Source organism: Bradyrhizobium sp. CCGB20, from assembly GCF_024199855.1.
Classification (GTDB): domain Bacteria; phylum Pseudomonadota; class Alphaproteobacteria; order Rhizobiales; family Xanthobacteraceae; genus Bradyrhizobium.
Map to the genome: position 1 here is coordinate 6,823,672 of NZ_JANADN010000001.1, position 23,052 is coordinate 6,846,723.

At 61.9% G+C, this 23,052-nt stretch carries 14 protein-coding genes; 9 read left to right on the forward strand and 5 right to left on the reverse strand.

Annotation, left to right across the window (positions count from 1 at the left end; translation table 11 throughout):
* Positions 1 to 191: 191 nt before the first annotated feature.
* Positions 192 to 1,133 (reverse strand): hypothetical protein, encoded by a 942-nt coding sequence (locus NLM15_RS32000; RefSeq protein ID WP_254121748.1) that lies wholly within the window; start codon positions 1,131 to 1,133, stop codon positions 192 to 194.
* A gap of 89 nt (positions 1,134 to 1,222) precedes the next feature.
* Positions 1,223 to 2,725, reverse strand: a complete 1,503-nt coding sequence (locus tag NLM15_RS32005) for a substrate-binding domain-containing protein (RefSeq protein WP_254121749.1) — start codon at positions 2,723 to 2,725, stop codon at positions 1,223 to 1,225.
* Positions 2,726 to 3,339: 614 nt separating this feature from the next.
* Here NLM15_RS32005 and NLM15_RS32010 point away from each other — a divergent pair.
* The 4 genes from NLM15_RS32010 to NLM15_RS32025 all read left to right on the forward strand — a co-directional run bounded on the left by NLM15_RS32010 (position 3,340) and on the right by NLM15_RS32025 (position 9,401).
* Positions 3,340 to 4,269 (forward strand): peptidylprolyl isomerase, encoded by a 930-nt coding sequence (locus NLM15_RS32010; RefSeq protein ID WP_254121750.1) that lies wholly within the window; start codon positions 3,340 to 3,342, stop codon positions 4,267 to 4,269.
* A gap of 49 nt (positions 4,270 to 4,318) precedes the next feature.
* Positions 4,319 to 5,233, forward strand: a complete 915-nt coding sequence (locus NLM15_RS32015; protein ID WP_254121751.1) for a glycosyltransferase family 2 protein — start codon at positions 4,319 to 4,321, stop codon at positions 5,231 to 5,233.
* 45 nt (positions 5,234 to 5,278) lie between these two features.
* Positions 5,279 to 7,474, forward strand: a complete 2,196-nt coding sequence (locus tag NLM15_RS32020) for a glycoside hydrolase family 55 protein (protein WP_254121752.1) — start codon at positions 5,279 to 5,281, stop codon at positions 7,472 to 7,474.
* A 157-nt stretch (positions 7,475 to 7,631) separates the two neighbouring features.
* Positions 7,632 to 9,401, forward strand: coding sequence for a carbamoyltransferase C-terminal domain-containing protein (locus tag NLM15_RS32025; RefSeq protein ID WP_254121753.1), 1,770 nt, complete (start codon positions 7,632 to 7,634; stop codon positions 9,399 to 9,401).
* Positions 9,402 to 9,499: 98 nt separating this feature from the next.
* Here the strand turns inward: NLM15_RS32025 and NLM15_RS32030 are convergent, their stop codons facing one another.
* Entirely contained in the window at positions 9,500 to 10,933 is a 1,434-nt protein-coding gene (locus NLM15_RS32030; protein ID WP_254121754.1) for an MBOAT family protein, read from the reverse strand.
* The gene (locus NLM15_RS32035) at positions 10,933 to 11,910 is read right to left on the reverse strand and encodes a hypothetical protein (protein WP_254121755.1); all 978 of its coding nucleotides are present in this window, start codon (positions 11,908 to 11,910) and stop codon (positions 10,933 to 10,935) included. Before NLM15_RS32035 ends, NLM15_RS32030 begins: the two co-directional genes overlap by 1 nt.
* A 437-nt stretch (positions 11,911 to 12,347) precedes the next feature.
* Here NLM15_RS32035 and asnB point away from each other — a divergent pair, with 437 nt between their 5' ends.
* The 4 genes from asnB (at position 12,348) to NLM15_RS32055 (ending at position 18,681) form a co-directional block, all read left to right on the forward strand.
* Entirely contained in the window at positions 12,348 to 14,132 is a 1,785-nt protein-coding gene (gene asnB, locus NLM15_RS32040; protein WP_254121756.1) for an asparagine synthase (glutamine-hydrolyzing), read from the forward strand.
* A gap of 10 nt (positions 14,133 to 14,142) precedes the next feature.
* A complete protein-coding gene (locus NLM15_RS32045) occupies positions 14,143 to 15,309 on the forward strand; it encodes a glycosyltransferase (protein WP_254121757.1) in 1,167 nt (388 codons plus the stop codon).
* Positions 15,310 to 15,826: 517 nt separating this feature from the next.
* Positions 15,827 to 17,215, forward strand: a complete 1,389-nt coding sequence (locus NLM15_RS32050) for a glycosyltransferase WbuB (RefSeq protein ID WP_254121758.1) — start codon at positions 15,827 to 15,829, stop codon at positions 17,213 to 17,215.
* A gap of 269 nt (positions 17,216 to 17,484) precedes the next feature.
* Positions 17,485 to 18,681 carry an acyltransferase gene (locus NLM15_RS32055; RefSeq protein WP_254121759.1) on the forward strand — a complete coding sequence of 399 codons (1,197 nt, stop codon included), beginning with the start codon at positions 17,485 to 17,487 and terminating at the stop codon, positions 18,679 to 18,681.
* Between the two features lie 129 nt (positions 18,682 to 18,810).
* Here the strand turns inward: NLM15_RS32055 and NLM15_RS32060 are convergent, their stop codons facing one another.
* Positions 18,811 to 20,157, reverse strand: a complete 1,347-nt coding sequence (locus NLM15_RS32060; RefSeq protein WP_254121760.1) for a hypothetical protein — start codon at positions 20,155 to 20,157, stop codon at positions 18,811 to 18,813.
* A gap of 251 nt (positions 20,158 to 20,408) precedes the next feature.
* Between NLM15_RS32060 and NLM15_RS32065 the strand changes: the two genes are divergently transcribed.
* Positions 20,409 to 22,910, forward strand: a complete 2,502-nt coding sequence (locus NLM15_RS32065; RefSeq protein WP_254121761.1) for a tetratricopeptide repeat protein — start codon at positions 20,409 to 20,411, stop codon at positions 22,908 to 22,910.
* The last annotated feature ends 142 nt before the right edge of the window (positions 22,911 to 23,052 follow it).

The window sequence follows — 23,052 nt, forward strand, 5'->3', positions numbered from 1 at the left end:
TTACTAACATTCATATGTCAGATTTGTAGCATTGGCGCCTGCCCCACATGTGCGACACCCGGTTCCAGCCGCCGAAATCCGGCAGAACGGCGGCAATTGCCGGCAAGAGCACGCGTTAACGATGGTGTTAGCATTTGATATCAACGAGATATCGCATCGAAGCGCACTGTGGCGATCCGGACAAAATGCCGCTAGCGCGACCCCTGGTTCGCAAACGGGCTCATGAGCCCCGGCGGCAGCTTGAAATTCGCTGGCTGCGCAGGGTTCTTGTTGATCGTCAGGCTCTTGCTGGCGCCGGGATGAACTGAGGAAGGCGAGGCTGGCATGCCTTGCGGAGGCGGGACTGGCATGGCAACCGGGACCGGCGGCGGCCCTGCAAGCATCGGCCCGCCCGGCACCGCTCCTGCCTTCATGCCGGGCGACGGGATATCCAGCACGGTGATATCGAGCCCTCGTGCGAGCTCGACCTGACGCCGCTCGACCGCACGAAGGGTCCATCCCTTGTGGTTTTCACCCGCTTTCAGTCGGACCACTGACTTGCTGGCTGAATCGATGAACAGGCCGATCTTTTCGCGGCCGACGATGGTGCCGAGCAGAGAGAGTGTCGGCTTCTCGGGTTCGGCGGGCGGCGGCGCCGCGGCCTGTATCGGCGCCGGCATGGCAATGGGCGCGGGCGCAGGCGGCCGTCGCGTCGGCGCAAACAGCGGCCGCTCGCGGCTGGCCGTCAGACGCCCGAGCGGGATAGTCCAGAGCGGATTGTCGCTGAGCGCGCGTTGCGCCGGCGGAGACGCCGGCGGCCGTTCGACAGTCGCAGGCGCCGGCAGGACGGCGGGAGTCGGATCCGAACTGGCCGGCTTCGTCGCAAACAGATCGTCGCGCGACTCGGCAGGCGGGGAATCCATCGACCCCCGCGCCCCGACGGCGAGCGCCCGGTCGCTCCCCAAGGCAAGCACGCCAGCGAGCAAAGCAACGAATAGGCGCATCGACATGGTACCGGCCGTTCCTGATCGAACCGAGCGATAACGTTGATGGTTATCAATGATGTGACATTTGCGACCAGGGAGCCGGTGCGTCAAGCCGGTCCGTGAGATCTGCTGCCCCGCGTTGACGACGGCGGCACGCGGCTGGATCAAGCTGGGCGCTATTCAAAAAAATGCACCCGGCAAAATGCCGGGTGCACAGATCTTGTCGATCATTCGATCAGGCCGAGACCCGACAGCGATCAGTAAGCGCCGACCTTGCCGGAGCAGGTGCTGCCGTTCAGACCGTTGGTCGGGTCGTTGAGGAGCGTGTAGATTTCGCCCTGCCACACCGCCGGAACCTGAGCGAAGCCGTTGTCGTTCATGATGGCGTTCGATCCGCTGCCATAGACGTAGTCGAGGAAGGTCTTGAACCAGATGAACGCGTTGTTGCTGTTCGCGTGCGTCTGGTAGCACTGGTACATTTCGAACCAGGAGAAGCCGGAGATCGGATACGAACCGGCAACCACCGGGTTCGGATTGACACCCTGCAAGCTCCAGGTCAGCGGGTTCGCGCGGCTGACGCTGTCGAACTGCGGAATAGCGGTTGCCATCGCCTTCTGAGCACCCTGGAAGGTCGGCGGCTGGAACTTGCCGGTCGCGCCGGTGATGTCCCACTGCGACTGCAGGTTGGCAGTCTTCAGGCCACCGGCCTTGACGGGAAGCCAGAAGTCCTGCGAGGCGTAGCCGATCGCACCGTTCGTCGAGGTGACGAGGGTGACGAGGGCGCCGCTGCCCGAGGCGTTGGCGAAGGTGCCGGGGCTGGTCACGGCGTTGCCGCACTGGTCGGTCGAGAACTGATCCGGCCAGTTCAGCTGGTTCGCACCGCGCGCGACGAGCGGAGTGGTGCAAGCCTGCGAGTGATCGGTCCAGGGGAAGGCGTACGACACGACAGTCGCATCGCTCTCGCTGTTCGGTCCGAACTCGTAGCGGCACTGTTCGACCAGCGCGTTCGAGAGCAGGAAGGTGGTGCCGCTGCCGTCCTGACGGTGCACGAAGGTGATGTTGCCGGTGCCGAGCGTGCCACCGTTGAGCGTGGTCAGGATCGCGTTGTTCCACTTGGTGATGTGGCCCGACGCGATGCCGCAGAAAGCGTTACGCGACAGGTTGAGGCCGCTGCTGCCGCCGGCCGGGGTCGCCGGCAAAATGTTCAGGGCGGCGCCGGTGCCATCCTTGCCGTTCAGTCCAAACGCAACCGCGCCGATGACCGCGGGAATCTGGATGAGGTTGCCGAACTTCGACTGCGGGCTGGAGGCGCCGCCGGTGTTCCAGGCGGTCATGTCGGCGGCGTTGACGACGTCGTCGCTGCCGATGAACTGCACGCCGTCATAGTCGCTGATGTTGTTGATGCCGAAGTTGCTGCTGGTGTAGGCGGGAGCGGAAGACGAAGGCGTTCCGATCTGGGTCTTGTCGTTGGTGCGCAGCACGGTCTTGCCGTTGCCCGAACCGGTCGCGGCATAGAGGATCGCGCCGCCGATGCCGCTGGTGTTGAAGCCACCGCAGCTCGCAGCCTTGGCCATCGGACCCGGCTTGCCGGTGCTGCCCTGGGCCTGGGTGTAAATGCAGTCCATCAACTGGCGATAGACGACCTGGGGGAACGTCGCGCCGGCACCAAACGCAACCGACTGCGCCTGAGCAGACTCGGAAGCGACGCCCATCGCCGCGAACGCAACAGATCCCAAAAGTAAAGTCTTCAAGTTTCGCATAGTCTCAGTCTCCCTGTTTGGATACCCCAAGCCTGCTACGATCGGCAGCCGGGTCCCGGAGCGAGGCGGACGCTATCGGCGGTATGTGAGACTTTGATTGTTGTTTTGTGAATTATGATATTCACCTCACCTGCAATGTTATCAATCGTCACAGGGGCAAGGCGACAAGCTCAGGAATTCGCAAGCAGAAGTACGGAATTCTCGCCTGCACCGAATGTTGTCCACAGCGAGCAGCCATAAAACTGCTTCGTAAAATGAGCGGCCGCCAAGTGACGCGCCTCGCATGTATCCTGATGCCTGGAAGCGCGAACCTCCACAGCACGAACGACTCGCCATGATCGACGATCATCTCTTTCACGACGTGTCGTGAACGAACGTCGCGGTGATGCCAGCCACACTGCCGCGCCTCAGCTCGGTTCTTCTTGCGCGGGATGCAGCCGGCACGCGCTTTCACGGACCTGTCTTATCGACATCACATCACCGTCAATGTCGCATCGTTAAAAAGCACCCCGGCAAACCGACCGCGCCGCACATGATATCTCGCACTATATTCTTATCGTTCATCGACATGTGAGTACTGCGCGGATCGGAACAGCGAAAGAAGGATCCACGAAATGAACGCCCTGCCCGGTTTCCGCATGCCTTATCGCGTAACGACGGCGCGCGCCGGCGTAGCTATCGTCTGGCTGGCCGTCATGCTCGGCGCCGGAGCACCGGCATTTGGCCAATCGCCCTCGACCGATCCCGTCGTCGCCGTCGTCAACGGAAGTCCGATCCATGAGAGCGAGCTGGAGCTGGCAGACGAAGTCATCGGCCGAAACCTGCTGGTCCAGGATCCCGTCGAGAGGCGCGAAACCCTCCTGAAGATGGTGACCGACGCCGTGCTGCTCGCGAAGGTGGCGACGGATCGACGCATAGAAGACCAAGCCGATCTTCAGCGCCGCGCCGCTTTCGCGCGCAATCAGGGCCTCACCAACCATCTTCTGACCGTCGTAGGTCAGCAGGCGGTGACCGAGGACGCAATGCGCAAGGCGTATCAGGAGGTCGTTCTCAATGGGGTGACAACCGAGCCCGAACTGCATCTGCGCCACCTCATCTTCATGATCGCCCCGCCCGCGGACGATGCCGCGGTCAAGGCGGCCGAACAAAAAGCCAAGGCGGCGATGGACAGGATCAACAAGGGCGAAGACTTCACCGCAGTCGTCGCCGAACTGTCCGAGGACCCCGTCACCAAAGCGAGGGGCGGCGACTACGATTGGCGGCAGCGCGGCGAAATGGGCAAGGAATACGCCGACGTGGCGACCAAGCTGAAAAAGGGCGAGGTATCGCAGCCGTTCAAGACTGCGGTTGGCTGGCATATCCTCAAACTCGAGGATACGCGTCCTCGCAAACCGGCCGACTACGACAAGATCCGTGACCGCCTTGCCGCGATGGTCGCCTCCGCGGCGCAGATCGAGCTCGTGGATAAAGTGCGCGCCGAGGCGAAGATCGAGCGTCCGGACCAGGGTCACAAGGCAGACAAGGAGAGCGCCAACGTCAGGTAGCGCCTGCCCCGTCTGCCAAATCCCGCGACATCCGGGCAGCGAGTAGGTCATGGGCCTTGCCGTCATCATCCTGACGCACAACGAAGAGCGCCACATCTTGCGGGCTCTCGCCTCGGTTGCCACGATTGCAACCGAGGTCTTTGTTGTCGACAGCTTCTCGAGCGATCGAACGGTCGAGTTGGCGCGCGCCAAGGGTGCGACCGTGTTGCAGAACCGGTTCGTCAACTACGCGAAGCAGTTCCAGTGGGCGCTCGAGAATGCCCCCATCACCGCCTCCTGGATCATGCGTCTCGATGCCGACGAGGTTATCGAAGCCGATCTCGGCGCCAGAATTCGCGATGAACTGCCACGCCTCGGCAATGAGATCGTCGGGATAAACCTCAAGCGCAAGCACATCTTCCTTGGCCGCTGGATCCGCCACGGTGGTCGCTACCCGCTCCTGCTCTTGCGGATCTGGCGCCGCGGCCACGGCCGCATCGAAGACCGCTGGATGGATGAACACATGATCCTGTGGGGCGGCCAGACCGTTACATTCGACGGCGGGTTCGCCGATCACAATCTCAACGATCTGACGTTCTTCACCGACAAGCACAACAAATATGCCACGCGCGAGGCGATCGACGTGATCAACGAGCGCCATCGTCTGTTCGGGCGCGACGTCGATCTGATAACGGAAGAAGGCTCGCGCCAGGCAGCCATCAAGCGCTGGATCAAGGAACGGCTGTACAACCGTATGCCTTATCAAATCAGCGCACCGGCCTATTTCCTGTTTCGTCTGATTTTCCAGCTCGGATTTCTCGACGGCAAGGAAGGCCTTGTTTATCACGGCCTACAGGGTCTTTGGTATCGCTTCCTTGTCGGCGCAAAAGTGCAAGAGCTGGAAGCCGCCATCGCTCATCTTAAAGATCCGGCTGAAATGCGCGCGGAACTCCGACGCCTGACCGGTCTCGTCATCGACCTCTGATCGACATGCACCCGAACGCCGAAATGGTCTTGATGGGCAAGGGACATGACGCGTAATCGCGCGGTGATCGTTGCCCTGTTTCAGCTCCTTTGGATGGCGGAGGCAACCGCACAGTCCGCCATGTTCTGGTTCAACGATCCCGTCGGCCCGGACGAAACGGTACTCGTCACCGGCGCCGAGCTCGACAAGATTACCTCCGTGACCGTTGCACGGATTGGCGAAGGACCGGCCCGCGAGACCGGACAGGAAACATCCGTTCCGATCCTGCAGGCCAATCCCCTCTCCCTCAAATTCACGATCCCGGAGCAGTTCACGCCCGGCATCTACCGCTTCAAGCTGACCCATGCTCACGGCACCCTCAGCGGCCGCATCAACCTGCCGACAATCTACTGGACGCAGGGAAACCTCGGCGACGAGGTCTCGCCCGCGGGCTGGCTCCAGGTGTTCGGTCGCAACATCGTTCGTCAGGCAAGCCGTGCGCAATTGTTGCTGCTGCCCGAGGTCGGGAGTGCGCCGACAAAGGCCATTCTGACCAAAGGCGACCTGTGGCGCGGTTCGTTTCGCATCCCTGATCAGGTTTCGCCCGGCCGCTACAAGCTTCGGCTCCACAATGGAGACGGTGGCGACAGCGAATGGGTCGACCTGGGCAGCATCGTCGTGCGCTCCCCCGCACCGAACGCCGTGCAATCCTTCGACGTGCGGGCATATGGCGCAAACGGCGACGGCAGGTTTGATTGCACGCGCGCTGTCAAGGCGGCCATCGAAGCGGCGAGCCAGGCCGGTGGCGGAACCGTGTACTTCCCGCGCGGGCGCTATCTGATCTCGGACATGATCGTCATTCCGCCTCGCGTCAAATTGCAGGGGGAGCGCATCGATCTGGTCAATCTGGTCTGGCCGGATCTGGCAACACTTCCAATTGCACTGATACAGGGAAGGTCGCAGTTTTCGGTCGAAGACCTGACAATCTACGCATCGAACCACCCGCACATCATATCCGGCGGCTTTCAGTTCGGCGACGCTGCGGTTCCTGACGCTGCCGATATCGCCATCCGACACGTCCGCATCCGTGGTTCGGCCTTTCGAGGCCTCATGGAGGCCGAAGCCACCGTTCAGCGAGTGAATGACTTCCATCGGATCTATCCCGATGGATCCCCCGACACCATTCGATTGAGCGGAAACAGAATCGAGGTGTCCGATTGCGACATTCTCGGATCCGGGCATTCGCTTCGCCTCTTCAAGGCAACCAACGTGATCGTGGCCCGCAATATCCTGACCAACGGCCGCTATGGCTCCTATTCGATCGTGGGATCGCGTCAGGTCGTCTTCGAAGGCAATACCGTAACCGCGGCCGACCTCCAGGGGACCGGAGGAGGAATATCGACGCTGTCGAAATGGGTCAGCGCATCCGAGAACATCTTCGTCGGCGGCAACACGTTCAAGGCCATTTATGGCTGGGATCGGGAAGCCATGACGTCGGACGGACCGGGCGGATATTATTTCGGTCACGCCGAGAACTCAGGTCCGGATCGGTTGTCGTTGCCGGATGCCGCCAATCCGTATCCGTCCGGCACGGACTGGACCGGCGCGGCCGTCATGGTGGTCAACGGGCGCGGGGCCGGTCAATACGCCAGGGTCAAAGCATTCGAGAAAAAACCGTCCGCCTCGTCCGTGGTGCTCGATCGACCGCTCGAGGTGGCGCTGGACCGGGAGTCGGAGATCACGATTACCCAGGCGCAACAAAACTACCTGATTATCGATAACGACTTCGAAGACACGGGCGTCGCCGCGCAGACGTACGGAACGGCGTTAGGCCATGTTATCGCCGGCAATCGATCCAACAGGACCAGCGGCTTTGCCGTGTTCGGACTGTCCTACGCTAGTTTCCAGCCCGGCTGGCGGCTTCAGATTCTCGGCAATCACATACTCGAGGGCAACGTCTACCGGGCAGGACCGGAGCGGAGCATCTTCTCCAATGAGGCTTCAATTCTCGTCCAGGCGAACCAGACCGAAAAGGCTCCTGGGCGGCCGCCAATGGTGCAGGCGGTGATCGTTCGCGGCAATCGCCTCGATCAAGACGCTCACATCGCAATAAAAGGTTTTGCAGCCACCTCCCCCGGCGTCCGCGACGTGATCGTCGAGGGAAACACCATGGGGCCGTCACGCGTCGGTCTGACGATCGATCGCGGCGTCGCGTGGTGGCTCGGTCGAAAGAACGTCGAAGAACGGCGCATCCAGAAATAGCGCAGCGAACCGCTCGTCCCCGCTTCACGCTCCATCTCGATCAGTCACGGTAATGATAAGTTCCGTTGTTAGTTAACTTCCGCGCCAGCTGCCATCCCTCTGTGGCCGAACGGAATCCGTCTCCGGCAGCCGCTTCACAAACTGAAAGACCGTACCGATGACCGCAATTCTCGGCCTCAACCTCAACCACCCCGATGCCTCCGCCGCGCTCATCATCGATGGCAAAGTGGTCGCAGCTTCGGCTGAGGAGCGCTTCGGCAAACGCATCAAGCATGACCCGTCCTTCCCGCAGCAGGCGATCCAGTCGGTTCTTGCGATGGGCGGCATATCGTCGAAGGATCTGGACTTCATCTCGGTCGCGCGCGATCCGTCTCAGAACCGCGCGGCCCAGGTCTCCTATGTATTGCGTCATCCCCTTACGGGCGGCAAAGCGGCGCTTGAGCATATCCGGCGCGCGCAAGGCGAGCTGAGCATCAGTGAGCAGGTCGCCGAGGCCTCTGGGCAGGCTCCGGACACGGTCAAAGCCAAAGTCGTCAACGTGGAACATCATCTGTCCCACATCGCGAGCTCCTATTACTGCTCGCCGTTCGACGGCCTGACCGCCGGCTTCTCCTACGACGGCAGCGGAGATTTCACCAGTGCGATGGCGGCGCGTTGCGAGGGCACACGGATAGACGTGGTCGACCGCGTCAATCTGCCGAACAGCCTGGGCTTCTTCTACACGGCATGCTGTCAATTCATCGGCTTCGCCGAATATGGAGAAGAATACAAGGTCATGGGGCTCGCGCCATACGGCGTCGATAGCTTTGCGGACGTGATGCGGGAGCTCGTCCAAACGCGGCCCGATAGCTGGTTCAGGCTGGCCGAGGGCTTCTTTGGTATGCACCGCGGCGGCGAAAGCGGAAAGATGGACGAGCGAAACCACGTGGAAATGCTGCGCTTGTTCACCGACAAATGGATCGAGAAATTCGGCTCACCGCGCCAGCGCGGTCAGGAGCTGACGCAACGGGACAAGGACATCGCCCGCTCCTGTCAGGTTCGCTTCGAGGAAGTGGCGGTGCATTGCTTCAACAAGCTCCACGATCAGGTCCCGAGCAAGCAGGTCGTCTATGCCGGCGGCTGCGCGCTCAACGGGGTCATGAACGCGCGCCTACTGCGCGACACGCCTTTCCAGCAGGCATATATGCAGCCGGCTTCATCGGACGACGGCCTGTGTATCGGTGCCGGCATGTGGACATGGCACAATGTCGCCGGCGGACGAGAACGATTCCATATGACCCATGCCTATTGGGGCCCGGCCCACTCGGATGAGGCGATGCGGCGCGCCGCAGAATCGGCCCAGAACCCCATGCGGGAACTGGCGCCAGGCAACGTCGCGAAGGCGGTGGCTTCCCTGTTGCACGCCGGACTGGTGGTTGGCTGGTATCAGGGGCGATCCGAATGGGGCCCGCGCGCCCTCGGCAACCGTTCCATTCTTGCTGATCCGACCCGCGCGAACATGAAGGACGTGATCAACGCCAAGATCAAGCGAAGGGAGGGCTTCCGCCCCTTTGCTCCGACCATCCTGCAGCCGGCAGTATCGACCTATTTTGAACAGGATGTATTCAGTCCGTTCATGATGCATGTCGTCAAGCTTCGTCCGGAATGGCGGGAAAAACTTCCAGCCATCACCCATGTCGATGGCACCGGGCGGCTGCAAAGCATCGCACGGGACACCAATCGGCTCTACTACGAATTGATCGACTGCTTCGGCCAGCTGTCCGGAATACCGATCGTGCTCAATACCAGCTTCAATGAGAACGAACCGATCGTCGACACGCCCGAACAGGCCATGAGCTGCTTCCTTCGCACTGGACTCGACGCCATTTGCCTTGGCAGATACTTGGTGGTGAAAGGCGAGCACGCAAAGCTGTTGTCGGACGCGTAGGCCACTTGGGCCGTGAATTTGGGGCGATTGCGACCGCCCCTTTTCGCTTCAGGTCAGGATACTTGTGCCCAACGCTCGCGGCCGTGCGTCGGCCGCGGTCAGAACTGGAAGTAGATGAATTCGGCATGTCCAAAAATGCCGAACAACACGATGTAGTAAGCCAGCGCGACGCCGGCAGCCGTTGGCAGCCAGCGCACCTCCCACAGTTCACGAAATCGCCGCGGCCGAAACGACAGATGGAAGTCGATCACAAGCAGCAGCGCGAGCGAGACGGTGAGCATCACCAGTTCCCCGCTCGCCAGATCGAGCATCTTCAGGGTGAAATAGGAGATGGGACCGAAGTCGCTCAGGCTCCGTAAGCTGACGATTGCGTTGGCGACGCTCGTTGAGCGGAAGAAGACCCATCCGACGAGTACGACGGCTATCATCCATACCCAACCGAGCAGCCGATGAGCCGTCTCACCGAGCCACGCTTCCGGTTTCGCGTGTCTGACAAAGGCCCGCTCGACGACCAGGCAGACCCCATGCAGCGCGCCCCAGGCGACGAAGTTCCACGCTGCACCGTGCCAAATACCACTGACGGCGAACACGATGATGAGATTGCGCGCGGTCGAGCCTTCGCCGCCACGGCTTCCTCCAAGCGGAATGAACAGATAATCGCGGAACCAGGTAGACAAGGAGATATGCCAGCGGCGCCAGAACTCGTTCAGGCTGGTGGCGAAATATGGTTGCCCGAAATTGATCATGAGGTCGAAACCCATGATGCGCGCCACGCCACGCGCAATGTCCGAGTACCCCGAAAAATCGCAATAGATCTGGAGCGCGAAAAGCACCGCCGCCAGCAGTTGATAACTGCCGGAATACTGCGCCGGATTGGCATAGACGCCGTTCACCACCGGCGCCACCACGTCGGCGATGCACATCTTCTTGAAGAGGCCGTAGCCGACGAGCAACAGGCCGGCCGTGACGTTCTGGTAGGAAAGCCGATGCGTGATCCGAAACTGCGGCAACATATGTGCCGCACGCTCGATCGGACCGGCGATCAGTTGCGGAAAGAAGCTCACATACTGAGCGTAGGTGATGAAGTCGCGCTCCGCGGCGACCCGGCGATTGTACACGTCGAGCGTATAGCCGACCGACTGAAACGTGTAGAACGAAATGCCCAATGGAAGCACCAAGCCAAGGGCATAATCCGGCACCACATAGCCAAACAGCCCGACCACGCCGAGCACGTTCGAAATCAGGAAGTCCAGGTATTTGACCGTTCCGAGTACGCCCAGATTGATCGACAGCGCGATGATCAGCCCGGCCTTGCGTCCACCCTCGGTCCGGGCCCGCGCCATCATGAGTGCAGTCGTGTAATCCACGACCGTCGTCAATCCGAGCAAGAGCCCGAAAGAAGGGCGCCAGCTCATGTAGAATACATAGCTGGCGATGAGCAGCACCAGCGGCTGGGTTCGCCCCGGCAACGAGAAGAACACCACCAGGAACGTTATGAAGAAGGCGAGAAACTCGAACGAGTTGAAGAGCATCAGTCGAACGCCCCACTGGCCTTCAACAATTTGGCGAGATCGGCCGAGTAGGCGCGCGCCCCGGCTGGATTCATGTGCTGCGGATCGGCAAAAAGCGCCGGGGGATAGATGAAATAGTCCGGCCCCAGCATCCGAATGAGGGGCCGATCCGAGATCGTCGCCGACCTGGCATTGTCAGCGGCCGGCGGCGGAGCAGCCTCGCCGGCGCGGAAGAAGCCCGGAACAATGAGGACCTGGAAGCCGTGCTGTCTCGCCAGCCGTTCGAGGCGGTCACGGGACTGAGACTTTTCGGCTATCATCCGTGGCTCGATACGCGTGGGATGATCGGTCGGCAGGGCGTAGTTGTCGGGAAGACGATCGCCCTGGTAATGGCTCTGCGACTTGATGAAATACCAGCCGCGGTCGTGGAGCATCGCTGCGCGCTGGGTCTCCACATCGCGGCGCGCATCCGACAGTCGATTCAGATTTTGAAAAGCGAACAGCGCTGCTTCGCGGGGCAGATTGCGAAAAGGAAACATCGTGCTAGCCAACGCGCTATCGTTGCGCAGGATGTCAGCAAGCGCGTCGGATTCGCTTCTGCCGTCCCAAGGGATCGTCAACAGCACGTGCGTCGGGATGTTGCCGGCTTCCAACGCAGCTTCCAGAATAGGCAGAAAGTGAACCTCGCCGGGCAGGCCCAGATTGTACGATCGGAAACCGGATCCGACCGCGGCATCGAGATCAGGTGGCCGCAACGCGGAGAGAAGCTTGCTGTTGCCGAAGATCATCACGCGATTTCGGTCTTGCGGACCGAACATCTGGCCCTTCACGAGCGTATCAAATTTAGCGTAGGCAATGACGACCGAGCCCGGCCTGATGAAGGGCAGCATGACGTAGGCGGTGTACAGCGCTAGCCAGACCGCGCCAAACAACAGCCCGAAGACGACGACAGATCTGAGCCAGAGGGCGGCGACCGTGGCCGGCTCGTCTGCATTCACGGCCGATGCGCCCTCCGGAGACGGCAAGGGCGAGCCGACAGTGGCTGCAGTTCGGTCCGATATCTCGAGTGAAATCCGGTCAGAGAGTTGGCGCCGGCGAGACTTGTACATATCCGACGGAACTCACGGGACAGAGCATTGGGACGATCGGTTGCCAGCGATGGCGACACTCCAGCCGCTCTTCCCGAGATGCAAGCGCGCATGCGCTGGCGTGGCGCGATCCGGAGCGGAGAACATGCAGCCCTGTTAGCGTTTTGCTATAATTCGGGCGACATCTATCAAGCAAACATTACAGTTTGACGATATCAGTGACGCAGCAATCAATACCCTGCGATACATTGCAGAAGATAATAACATTGAGTAGATAACCCGGCCGCTGGTTTCACGGTCTGGACATTGGTGGCGCGTCATGTCCCTCGACGACTGAAAGCTGAGCCATGTGTGGAATTGCCGGTGCCTTCGCATACCGTGCCGAGGCGCCCCCCATCGACAAGGTCGAGCTGCTGCGCGTGCGTGACGCGATGGTCGCGCGTGGTCCGGATGCCGCCGGCCTGTGGCTGGCCGATGACGGGCGTGTCGGTTTCGGACATCGTCGCCTGGCCATCATCGACCTGAGCGAAGGCGGCGCGCAGCCCATGCTGGACCCCGAGACCGGCAACTGGATCTGCTTCAACGGAGAGATCTACAATCACCAGCAGTTGCGCGCCCGGTTGAACCGCGACGGCGTTGCGACGCGCACGCAATCGGACACCGAAGTGTTGCTCAAGCTCTACGCCCAGCGCGGCGAAGAGATGTTCTACGACCTTCGCGGCATGTATGCTTTCGCACTCTGGGACGCGCGGCGGTGCGAGTTGCTGCTGGCCCGGGACCCGTTCGGCATCAAGCCCTTGTACGTCGCGGACGATGGCGCCACCGTTCGCTTCGCGTCCCAGGTCAAGCCATTACTGCACGCCCCGGTGGACCGGAGGCCAGAACCGGCGGGCCACGCCGGCTTCCTGCTGTGGGGGTCGGTACCCGAGCCATACACCCTGTATCGCGGCATCCGCGCGCTGCCGGCCGGACATTGGCAGCGGTTCAGTGCCGGGCGCGCCGGGAGCCCGGTTCGCTTCGCAAGCATCGTCGATGCGTTGGGTCGCCTGCCCACGGCCGCCGGCGCCCGAACCGACGACGCGCTCGATCAAATCGCCGCAGCAGTCAAGGACAGCGTCACCGCGCACATGGTCGCCGACGTGCCTGTCGGCGTCTTCCTCTCCGCGGGGTTGGATTCAACCATGCTCGCGGCCTGTGCGGCGAGCGCCGGCGAGTTGCGCACGCTGACCCTCGGCTTCAACGAATATGCCGACGGCCCCAATGACGAGGCCGGACTGGCCGACGACGTCGCGACCCTGCTCCATGCAAAACATGCGCTGCATCGGATTTCGGCCGGCGACTTCGAGCGCGACCGGCAGCACCTGATCGACGCGATGGATCAGCCCTCGATTGACGGCATCAACGTCTGGTTCGTCTCCAAGGCTGCCGCCGCGCAAGGCTTGAAGGTCGCGATCTCGGGTCTCGGCGGCGACGAGCTGTTCGGTTCCTACCCGAGCTTCCGGCAAGTCCCGCGCCTGGTCAGGCTGATGCGGCGCGCACCGGTCGGCGAACGAGCCGGGCTGTTGCTGCGGCATCTGGCCCAGCCTTTCGCCTCCGCACTACCGTCGCCCAAATATGCGGGACTTGCCGAATACGGCCACAGCCTGTCGGGGGCGTATCTGTTGCGGCGAGCGCTCCACATGCCGTGGGAGCTCGCGCAGCTGATGGACCCGGCGATGGCCAGAGACGGCCTGGACGAGCTCGCGACCATGAACCGCCTCGATGCCAGCACTGACGGCCTGGAGAGCGACCGGCTGGCGATATCCGCTCTCGAGATGCAGTGGTACATGCGCAACCAATTGCTGCGCGATGCCGACTGGGCGGGCATGGCGCATTCGCTCGAGATCCGCGTGCCCCTGGTCGATCTGCAGCTGCTGCAAGACTTCGTGGAGCTTCCGGATTTCGACGCCAACAGCGAAAAGCGCACCATCGTCAGGCGCGTCGCGCCCGAACTGCCGGACGGCGTGCTGAACCGGCCCAAGACCGGCTTTGCGGTGCCGATCCATCAATGGCTCAATCCAGGTGCGAGCAGCGGCGTCACGCGGCATCGCGATTGGGCGATGACGCTGTATCGACATTTTGCCGCAGCATGAGGACACGCCGGTGAAGCTGCTGCATGTGATTTCCTCCGCCAATCCCAGCAATGGCGGCCCCATCGAGGGCGTGCGCCAGCGTGGATTGCGACTGCTGGAGATGGGACACCAGGTCGAAGTCGCCTGTCTGGACGATCCCAAGGCACCTCATCTGGAATCCTTTCCGTTGCCTGTGCATGCACTCGGACCGCCGCGCGGCAATTACCATTTCTCGACGTCGCTCCAGCCGTGGCTGCGTGCCCACGCCGGTGACTATGACGCAGTCATTGTGAATGGTATCTGGCAGTACCACAGCTTTGCCGTCTGGCAGGTGATGCGCGAATTGCGACAGCCCTACGTCGTGTTCACGCACGGCATGCTCGATCCGTGGTTCAGGTGGAACTATCCGCTCAAGCACCTGAAGAAGTGTCTCTACTGGCCCTGGGCCGAATACCGGGTTCTGCGCGACGCTGCGGCTGTGCTGTTCACGAGCGAGGATGAGCGGTTGCTCGCGCGCCGCTCGTTTTGGCCATACCGGGCGCGCGAGGTCGTGGTGTCCTACGGCACGCGATTGCCGCCGCAGGACGCGCCCTCGCTGCGAGAAGCCTTCCTAGCCGCCCATCCCGAATTGCGCGGCAAGCGCGTGCTGCTGTTTCTCGGGCGGCTGCACGCCAAGAAGGGGTGCGATCTGCTGGTCGAAGCATTCGCGCGCGTGGCGGCCGAGGAGCCTCGTCTGCATCTGCTGATGGCGGGCCCGGACCAGACCGGCTGGGTCGGCGAGCTCAAGGCGCGGGCTCAGGCCTTGGGCATGGCCGATCGCATCACATGGCCGGGCATGTTGCAGGGCGACGCCAAATGGGGCGCGTTCTACAACAGCGAGGCCTTCGTGCTGCCCTCCCATCAAGAGAATTTCGGCATCTCGGTCGCCGAGGCCCTGGGCTGTCGCCTGCCCGTTCTGATTTCCGACAAGGTCAATATATGGCGCGAGGTTCAAGCTGCCGGCGCCGGCCTCGTGGCCGAAGATTCGCTGGCCGGGACACTCGATAACCTGCGCGCATGGCTGTCCATGTCTCCGGAAGGCCGGGCGGCCATGGGCCAACGAACACACGATCTGTTCGCAGATCGGTTCAGCGTCGACCGGATGGCAACGGCGTTGATCGATGTCGTGCGCAGGGTGCAAGCCTCTCCCCGTTCGTGACCCCAGAACCTCGCGCCTGGCGCAGTCGAGGCGACCGGATCGACGCCTGAAGTCGCCGGTGGCCAGCCGCAGCATGCTTGGAAACACGTGATCCAGATCGCCGGCGCGCCGTAACCAACGGTGATCGTCCTGCCTCTCAACAACCTGCCACTCGCGGCTTTGCCGTCGCGATCCGCATCCTGGCCTGACCTCGGAATGCCGCACGCGCGGAGCCCGGCTTCCGATCTCCGTATGTTGCACCGATCGACCTAATTCCCGGGATCGCTCCGCCGCCCGCCCCTGTTACTTGTCGTACCGTTATTACGATAACGTCACACAAGAAATGATATCAGACATAACAATACGCAGGAGGGCGCGCGCTGAGGTCGATCCTACCCGGATCGTCCCGGACTCGGCTTCACCCCAAGACACGCTCCGGCCTGCAGGCGCCACGACCGATCCCATAACCGGCTCGGCGGGCCGGGATTTGTCGCGGCCGGTCGAAGCTTTTCGCTTCGACCGAAAAATGAGGACGGTCATGCGGGTGTTGGTGATAGGGATAAATTATGCTCCCGATCTGATTGGCGTGGCAAAATACAACACCGAATTCTGCGAGAGTCTCGCCAGCTGGGGCCATGAGGTTCGCGTGGTCACCGCCCCACCCTATTACCCCGACTGGAGCATCCCATCGGGGTATCGTACGGGATGGTATCGTCATCAACGTTTGAACGATGTGGACGTCATCCGGGCGCCGATCTACGTGCCGAGCCGGCCTTCGGGTCTCAAGCGGCTGCTTCACCACGCCTCCTTCCTGCTTTCGGCAGCCGTCCCGCTTCTGTCGAGCGCGTTCTGGTGGCGCCCCGATATCGTCTTCGTGGTGGCGCCATCCCTGCTTTCCGCGCCTATGGCGGCACTGGCCGCGAGGATGACCGGCGCATCCTCCTGGGTCCATGTTCAGGACCTCGAAGTGGACGCAGCCTTCGAAGTCGGCCTGCTCCGCAGCGGCGTCACGCGCAAGCTGATGCGTACGGTCGAACGGTGGATCCTGCGTTCATTCGACCGCGTTTCGACCATCTCGACACAAATGGTACGCCGCCTCGAGCACAAGGGCATCGTGCCCGCCAGGTTACGCGAGTTCCGGAACTGGATCGACACGAGCGTCGTCGTGCCGGGAAGCAATCAAACACAGCTCCGCTCGGAACTGCGGCTGGCGCCGACCGATATCGTGGCGCTCTACTCGGGAGCCATGTCGAACAAGCAGGGGCTGGAGCTGATCATTGAAGCCGCCACTGCCTTGAAGGACAGTCAGCCCTCGGTGAAATTCGTTCTGTGCGGAAACGGTCCAGTCAAACCGACATTGGTTCAAATGGCTGCCGGCTTGCACAACGTGCACTTCCTCGATCTCCAGCCGCTTGATCGAGTCTCGGAACTGCTCAGCACCGCCGACATTCAGCTCTTGCCGCAAAAGGCCGAGATATCCGACCTGGTTCTGCCGTCCAAGCTCGCCGGCATGCTCGCATCCGGCCGACCGCTCATCGCGATGACCGAGGCCGGTACCGGAATTGCCGCCGAGGTGGAAGGTGCAGGCCTGGTCATCGCTCCGGGCGACGCCGGCGCCCTTGCGGTGGCGATCACGACGCTGGCCGAAGACGAAGCGCTGCGCGGCCGCCTCGGCGCCGTCGCGCGCGCACGCGCCGAACAGAAATGGGATCGCATCTCGATCATCCGTTCGCTCGAACGCGAATTCGCGTCCCTTCCGCAACGGGCTGCCAAACCTGCGCCGCGCACGGCGTCATCGGCGACGCCGGTTCGCTCGATCGAGCATGTCACGACGGGCAGCCGCCGCCGGCCAGAGACGTCAGCGTGGCGGCCCTCAAGAGAACCCCTGCGCCCTCAGGTCAGGGGCGTTGGCTCTGATCAAAAGTAAACTGGACGGGCATTCGCAGGATGAACGGATCTGTGCAGCCGCGGGAGATGGGCAGCTGAACGAATATCAACCGCGCATCGCGGCCACTCGCCTCGGATTGAAGCTTGAACCCGAGGTGTCACATGACTTTAAACTCACATATCTAACATAACGTCGCGTGTGAGCCGGCAGGGAGCAAAGTGGGTGATACTCGATGTCATGAAGGCGCGCCGAAAGGGCCTGTACTGATGGCTTCCGCGCTACCAAGAGGGGAAAGCATCTCCGCCCGGATGGAGTTCGTCGAGGGTCATTCAACGGGCTTCAACTACCTCAGGATACTTCTCTCCACGGCCGTCCTCTTCATTCATAGCAAAACGTTTACGCTGGGCGCCGACGTCCAGACCTTCAAGTCGCTGGTTGACTCGACGGTCCGTGTCGGCGCGTTTTACGTGGCGCAACCGCCGATCTACCAACCGCTTATCTGGGCAGTGGTGCCGGCTTTCTTCGCTCTGAGTGGATTTCTCGTCGCGGGAAGTCTGCATCGCTCAAAGACGACGGTCGGCTTTCTGTTGCTGAGAGCGCTGCGTATTTTTCCGGCGCTTTGCGTCGAGTCGCTCCTCGCAATGCTCGTCCTCGGTCCGCTCGTGACCAGCTTTTCCCTGGCCGCGTATTTCAGCGACCCTCTGTTTCACGCATATCCTCTCAATATCATCGGCGATATCCAGTATTATCTGCCTGGTGTCTTTCTTAACAATCCCGTGCCGCGGGTCGTGAATCTGCAGCTCTGGACCATTCCGGCGGAGATGTACTGCTACGCGATCCTCGCGACCGTGCTCGTCGTGCAGCTGGCGCACCTGCACCTGACAGTTCCCCTCGTCACCGCGGCGACGTTTGTCGGCCTGCTGGGAATGCAGGCCTTGGGAATTCATGCGCCAGCAGACTGGTCCGCAGGTGATGGGAGGGTGCAGATCGAGACGCTCGTCCTCGCGTTCATGACCGGCGTGTCCATGTTCGAGCTCAAGGACAAGGTCCCGCTGCGAGCCGACCTGTTCGCTGTTTCGGTGGTGCTTTCCTATGTCTTGCTCTGGGGAGGAGCGTTTCAATATCTGGCGATGATCCCGATCGCCTACGCCACGATCTTCGTCGGACTGTCCAACTTCCGGGAGACGTTCGTCAACCGGACCGGCGACTACTCCTACGGAGTGTATCTGTATGGGCTGCCAGTGCAGCAGCTGCTCGTCTATCTCTTTCCGGGGAACAAGAACTGGTTGCTTAGCTTTGTCATGGCCTATGCCGTCAGCTTGCTGTTCGCGGCATTATCCTGGCATCTTATCGAATCGAAGGTGCTGGCGAAGAAGAGGCGCATCGTGGATGCGGCCGAAAATTTCTTGAGACCCATCTCGTTCCGATTGCCATGGGGGCCCGCAGCCAAGCCCGTCCCCACCGCGCCTATCGCAATGGTGCCGAAACCGGCGGACCTGGGCTAACAAACTGGTGCTCGAATTCCCAATACGCCGGGCTGGGCGATACGGTCGGCGTAGGTGGACTTTCCCCATGTCGCGAAACGCGTGATCTCCGGACGACAGGGTGAGTGCCCGCTCGTTCCGGTCTATCCTTTAGCGGTTCAGATGGCGATATCCGACATAAAGCCCAACCAGGTTCAGCACGACCTCTCCCGCCACGAAAGCATAGACACCAAGTAAAGTAACCAGCATATAGCTGGCCAGCATTCCCGCCGCCGAGCCGATCGCCAGGGCCCACGCGGCGAGGCCATAGGCTCCAGTCGCAGCCAGGGCTTGCATCATCATCAGCAGCAACGACATCGTGAATATCGTCGGCGCGAAGCCCGCGATGACCATCGCAGCCCGATGTAGAGCGAGATCCGGCATCTCCGCAGCGATGCCGGCGACAACGGTGGCGCCGACCGCAAACATCGCCGCGCAATAGAGCGCCATTCTCTGGGCGCCGAGCATGGTGCCGAGGTTCTGCTTTCCCGCCGCCGCCAGTTTCTCGACGAGGCTTGGGAACTCCACCCGTAGAACGAATCCTACGATCTGGGTAGATGCCGTGACGATCTGCTTGGCATATACGAACAGCGCGGTCGTCTCGGCCCCAAGATAGACCGTGCTCAACACCAACTGAACGCGCATGTTGACCTGTCCCGGCAGGATCTGGAACGACAGGGCGCAGCCGTCCGTCAGCGCCCGCATCAAACCGGCACGCGTCAGCTTGTGGAGCTGCGGGTACCAGCCCTTGCCTGCCAGCGTCGTCCATTGCGCGATCAACGTGACGAGATAGCCGATGGAAAAGGCGCCGCCGAGGATCGCGCCGGCTGCCGCGGACGACTTATGGGCTGCCAGCGCAAGGCCGACCGCGGTGACGACGTAGGCCGCCGATCCCGTGATCCCGCTGATGCCACTAAGTCTCAGACCGTCGAGCAGACCGACGCCGTTGACGGCCCACAGCAACAATCCGGGCAGCGCAAGGGCGACGTACCATCGCGAAAACCCTTCAGACGTGGCGTGCCAGACGTAGACGGCTGCGATGGCACCGATGATCGCGGCTACCGCGATCCTTATCGCGCTCGTCTCGCAGAATATCCGCCAGACCTCACCGCGTTCCTTCCGACCGCCCGGTAAGCCAGCGACAGCCCGGGCGAGTGTCGTGCTCGCGCCGGCATCAACCAGGATGATACCCAGAATGGCGAAAGAATAATGCGTGCCGAATGCGGCGAGAAGCTCGTACTGCCCTGCGGCCACGAGGACTGTCTGGACAACGAATATCGCCCCTTGACCGAGGCCCAGCCCGGCGACCAGCAATCCGACGTTTGCGATCTGCCTCCATTGGCCACGGACGGCCTTCAGCCAACCGACGACACGCGCTCGTGCAATCCCGTATCGAGACGTCGCACGGCCCCGCGTCCGATCCGGGGCGTTCGAGCTCGCGGCAGTCGTTTCAAGCATGGTGTTTTCCGGGAACGGGCGTCGTGACCTGACAGCCTCGATGCAGACCAATAGTACATGGATTGATACCGCATCATCGAGCGGCATGGTTCACTGGTCGAAACAAGCGTCCGCAGATTGTCATGCAACCTGTCATCATCGCCCGCAGTGTCACAGTCTTGTGCAATTCGGAACGTAAGGAGTGAGGTCGGGTCGAGCAGAGCGGGAGTAGGTCCCGACCGCCGGCCCCTGCGAAACAGCGTGCGGCGTGAATGATGCGTGACGAGCGACGGATATTGGATCAGGCGCTGTCCCTGCATAACAAAGGGGATATCACCGCTGCCGCCAAACTGTATCAACGCATCATCGACGCCAATCCCAATAATCTTCACGCCATGCATTTCCTGGGGGTCGCCGAGGCGGCGACGGGAAATATCGACCGCGCAAAATCGCTGATGACGCGGTCGTTGCAGACGAAGCCGGTCAACGTTGAGTTCATCGAGAACTACGCGGCCGTGCTGCATCGAGCAGGCGAGCATGACGAGTTGATCCGGCTGTGCCGGCACGGAATGCAATTCGCGCCGGCGAGCCTCGGACTTCTGCATGGAAGCGCGGCCGGCCTTCTGGCATTGGGCCGGTATTCCGAGGCCGTCGAACAACTGACACGCCTTTTGAAACACCACCCGCGGCACTTCCCGGCCCACGTCATGCTCGGTTCGGCGCTGGCGAAGTCGCGGCAATACGCGCCGGCACTCGCGTCGTATGACCAGGCATTGCAGCTGAATCCGCGGCTCGCCGAGGCTCATCTCGACAAGGGTACGATCCACTTCGCGACCTGCCGCTACGGCGACGCGCTCTCGGCCTACGACAATGCCCTCGCGTTGCGGCCCGATTTGGCGGCAGCGGCGCTCGGCCGCTGCTACGCTCTGATCCAGTTGAGCCGGCGCGACGAGGCTTTGGCCGCCGCCGACCATGCATTGACGCTGCAACCCAGTTTTCCCGAAGCATGGGTTGGACGAGGCAACGCGCTCCTCGATCTCGGCCGCCTTGAGGACGCTGCGGCAGCCTACGACCGTGCGCTCGCCATCGGGCCGCAGCTCGCATCGGCCTGGTCAGGGCATGGCAATATTCACGTTCGATCAGGACGTCAGCAGGATGCGGCGGTCGCGTTCGACCGCGCCATCGCCGCGGATGCCGCTTTCGCCGATGCGTGGCTCGGCCGCGGGAGCTTATTGCTGTCCCTCGGCCGTCATCAGGAAGCGTCGGCGGCTCTCGACCGCGCCATCGCCCTGAATCCCGGTCTGGCGAACGCCTGGCTGGCGAAGGGCCAGGTCGCCTATCTCGAAAAAAAATATGACGACGCGTTGGGCGCCTGGAACAGGGCTCTTGACCTCAATCCTGATCAATCTGCCGTGGTCGCCGCCTGTTTGCGCGTCAAGCTGCATCATTGCGATTGGACCGACTTCGAGACTGGTTGTGCGTTCGTAAGGTCATCGGTCCGAAGCGGGAAGCTGGTCGCACCGTTCATGTTCGTCGCGATTCCATCCACGGCGGCCGAGCAGCTTCAATGCGCGCGGTCATGGGTTACGAACAACTTTCGTCTCCAGAGCGCACCGGTCTGGCGCGGCGAGCGCTACGACCACGACCGTATCCGCATCGGCTATCTCTCGGCGGATTTTCACCAGCACGCGACCTCGCAGCTGATGGCGGGCGTCTTCGAGCATCACGACAGGGCGCGCTTCGAAGTCACCGCGATCTCGATCGGTCCAAACGACGGCTCGGACATGCGCCGGCGGATCGAAGCCGCGTTCGAGCGCTTTGTCGACGTCAAACCGCAAGGTGATGCCCAGATCGCAGCGCTTGTCAGGGCCCTGGAAATCGACATCCTCGTCGACTTGAAAGGATATACCCAGGACTCGCGCACCGGCATCTTCGCCATGCGTCCCGCCCCGATCCAGGTCAACTATCTCGGCTTTCCCGGCACCATCGGCGCCGGCTTCATCGACTACGTCATCGCGGACCGAAACGTCATTCCCGAGCACGATTTCGATTGCTTCGCGGAGAAAATCGTCTGGCTCCCCGAAAGCTATCAGGCAAACGATCGCAACCGTGCAATTGCGGATACGACGTCCCCTCGCGTCGAGCACGGGCTTCCGGACGACGCTTTCGTTTTCTGCTGCTTCAACGACAACTACAAGATCACGCCGGACGTTTTCTCATCCTGGATGCGGATCCTCGCTGCGGTGAAGAACAGCGTGTTGTGGCTGTTCGAGGACAATCAAGTGGCAGCGGACAATCTGCGCCGGGAGGCGCAGGCAAGAGGCGTCGCGTCGCATCGTCTGGTTTTCGCCCGTCGGCTCCCCAACCCCGAGCATCTCGCGCGGCATCGTTGCGCGAACCTTTTCCTCGATACACTTCCGTACGGCGCTCATACGACCGCGAGCGACGCGCTCTGGAGCGGACTTCCGGTCGTGACATGCCTCGGCGAAACATTCGCGGCTCGTGTCGGTGCGAGCTTGCTGAACACGATCCGCCTGCCCGAACTGATCACCACGACGCCGGCGGCCTACGAGCAATTGGCGATCGAACTGGCGAACGATCCTGCCAGACTGGCGACGCTGAGAGCGAAGTTCGCTCGCAATCGGCTGACGACCGCTTTGTACGACACGGAGCAATACACGCGTCATCTGGAAGAGGCATTTGCCGCCATGATGGAGCGGCATCTGGCGGGATTGCCACCGGACCATGTCCGGCTGCCGGGACCGACAGTCTGACGAAAGCACCCCGCGAGAAGGACCATTTCCTTGAACCTGCCAGGATCTTTCATTGGCCAATCGACGACCAGCGCGGGCAAGCGTCGATCGACCGCCAGCGCTGCCGCAATATTCCGCGCTCGCAGCGCTCCGACGACCGCCG

Excerpts from the sequence above, each read along its gene's own strand:
- NLM15_RS32010 (WP_254121750.1), top strand. The coding sequence starts at position 3,340 with ATGAACGCCCTGCCCGGTTTCCGCATGCCTTATCGCGTAACGACGGCG.
- NLM15_RS32065 (WP_254121761.1), top strand. The coding sequence starts at position 20,409 with ATGATGCGTGACGAGCGACGGATATTGGATCAGGCGCTGTCCCTGCAT.
- NLM15_RS32060 (WP_254121760.1), bottom strand. The coding sequence starts at position 20,157 with ATGCTTGAAACGACTGCCGCGAGCTCGAACGCCCCGGATCGGACGCGG.
- NLM15_RS32055 (WP_254121759.1), top strand. The coding sequence starts at position 17,485 with ATGGAGTTCGTCGAGGGTCATTCAACGGGCTTCAACTACCTCAGGATA.
- NLM15_RS32050 (WP_254121758.1), top strand. The coding sequence starts at position 15,827 with ATGCGGGTGTTGGTGATAGGGATAAATTATGCTCCCGATCTGATTGGC.
- NLM15_RS32030 (WP_254121754.1), bottom strand. The coding sequence starts at position 10,933 with ATGCTCTTCAACTCGTTCGAGTTTCTCGCCTTCTTCATAACGTTCCTG.
- asnB (WP_254121756.1), top strand. The coding sequence starts at position 12,348 with ATGTGTGGAATTGCCGGTGCCTTCGCATACCGTGCCGAGGCGCCCCCC.
- NLM15_RS32005 (WP_254121749.1), bottom strand. The coding sequence starts at position 2,725 with ATGCGAAACTTGAAGACTTTACTTTTGGGATCTGTTGCGTTCGCGGCG.
- NLM15_RS32025 (WP_254121753.1), top strand. The coding sequence starts at position 7,632 with ATGACCGCAATTCTCGGCCTCAACCTCAACCACCCCGATGCCTCCGCC.
- NLM15_RS32020 (WP_254121752.1), top strand. The coding sequence starts at position 5,279 with ATGACGCGTAATCGCGCGGTGATCGTTGCCCTGTTTCAGCTCCTTTGG.
- NLM15_RS32015 (WP_254121751.1), top strand. The coding sequence starts at position 4,319 with ATGGGCCTTGCCGTCATCATCCTGACGCACAACGAAGAGCGCCACATC.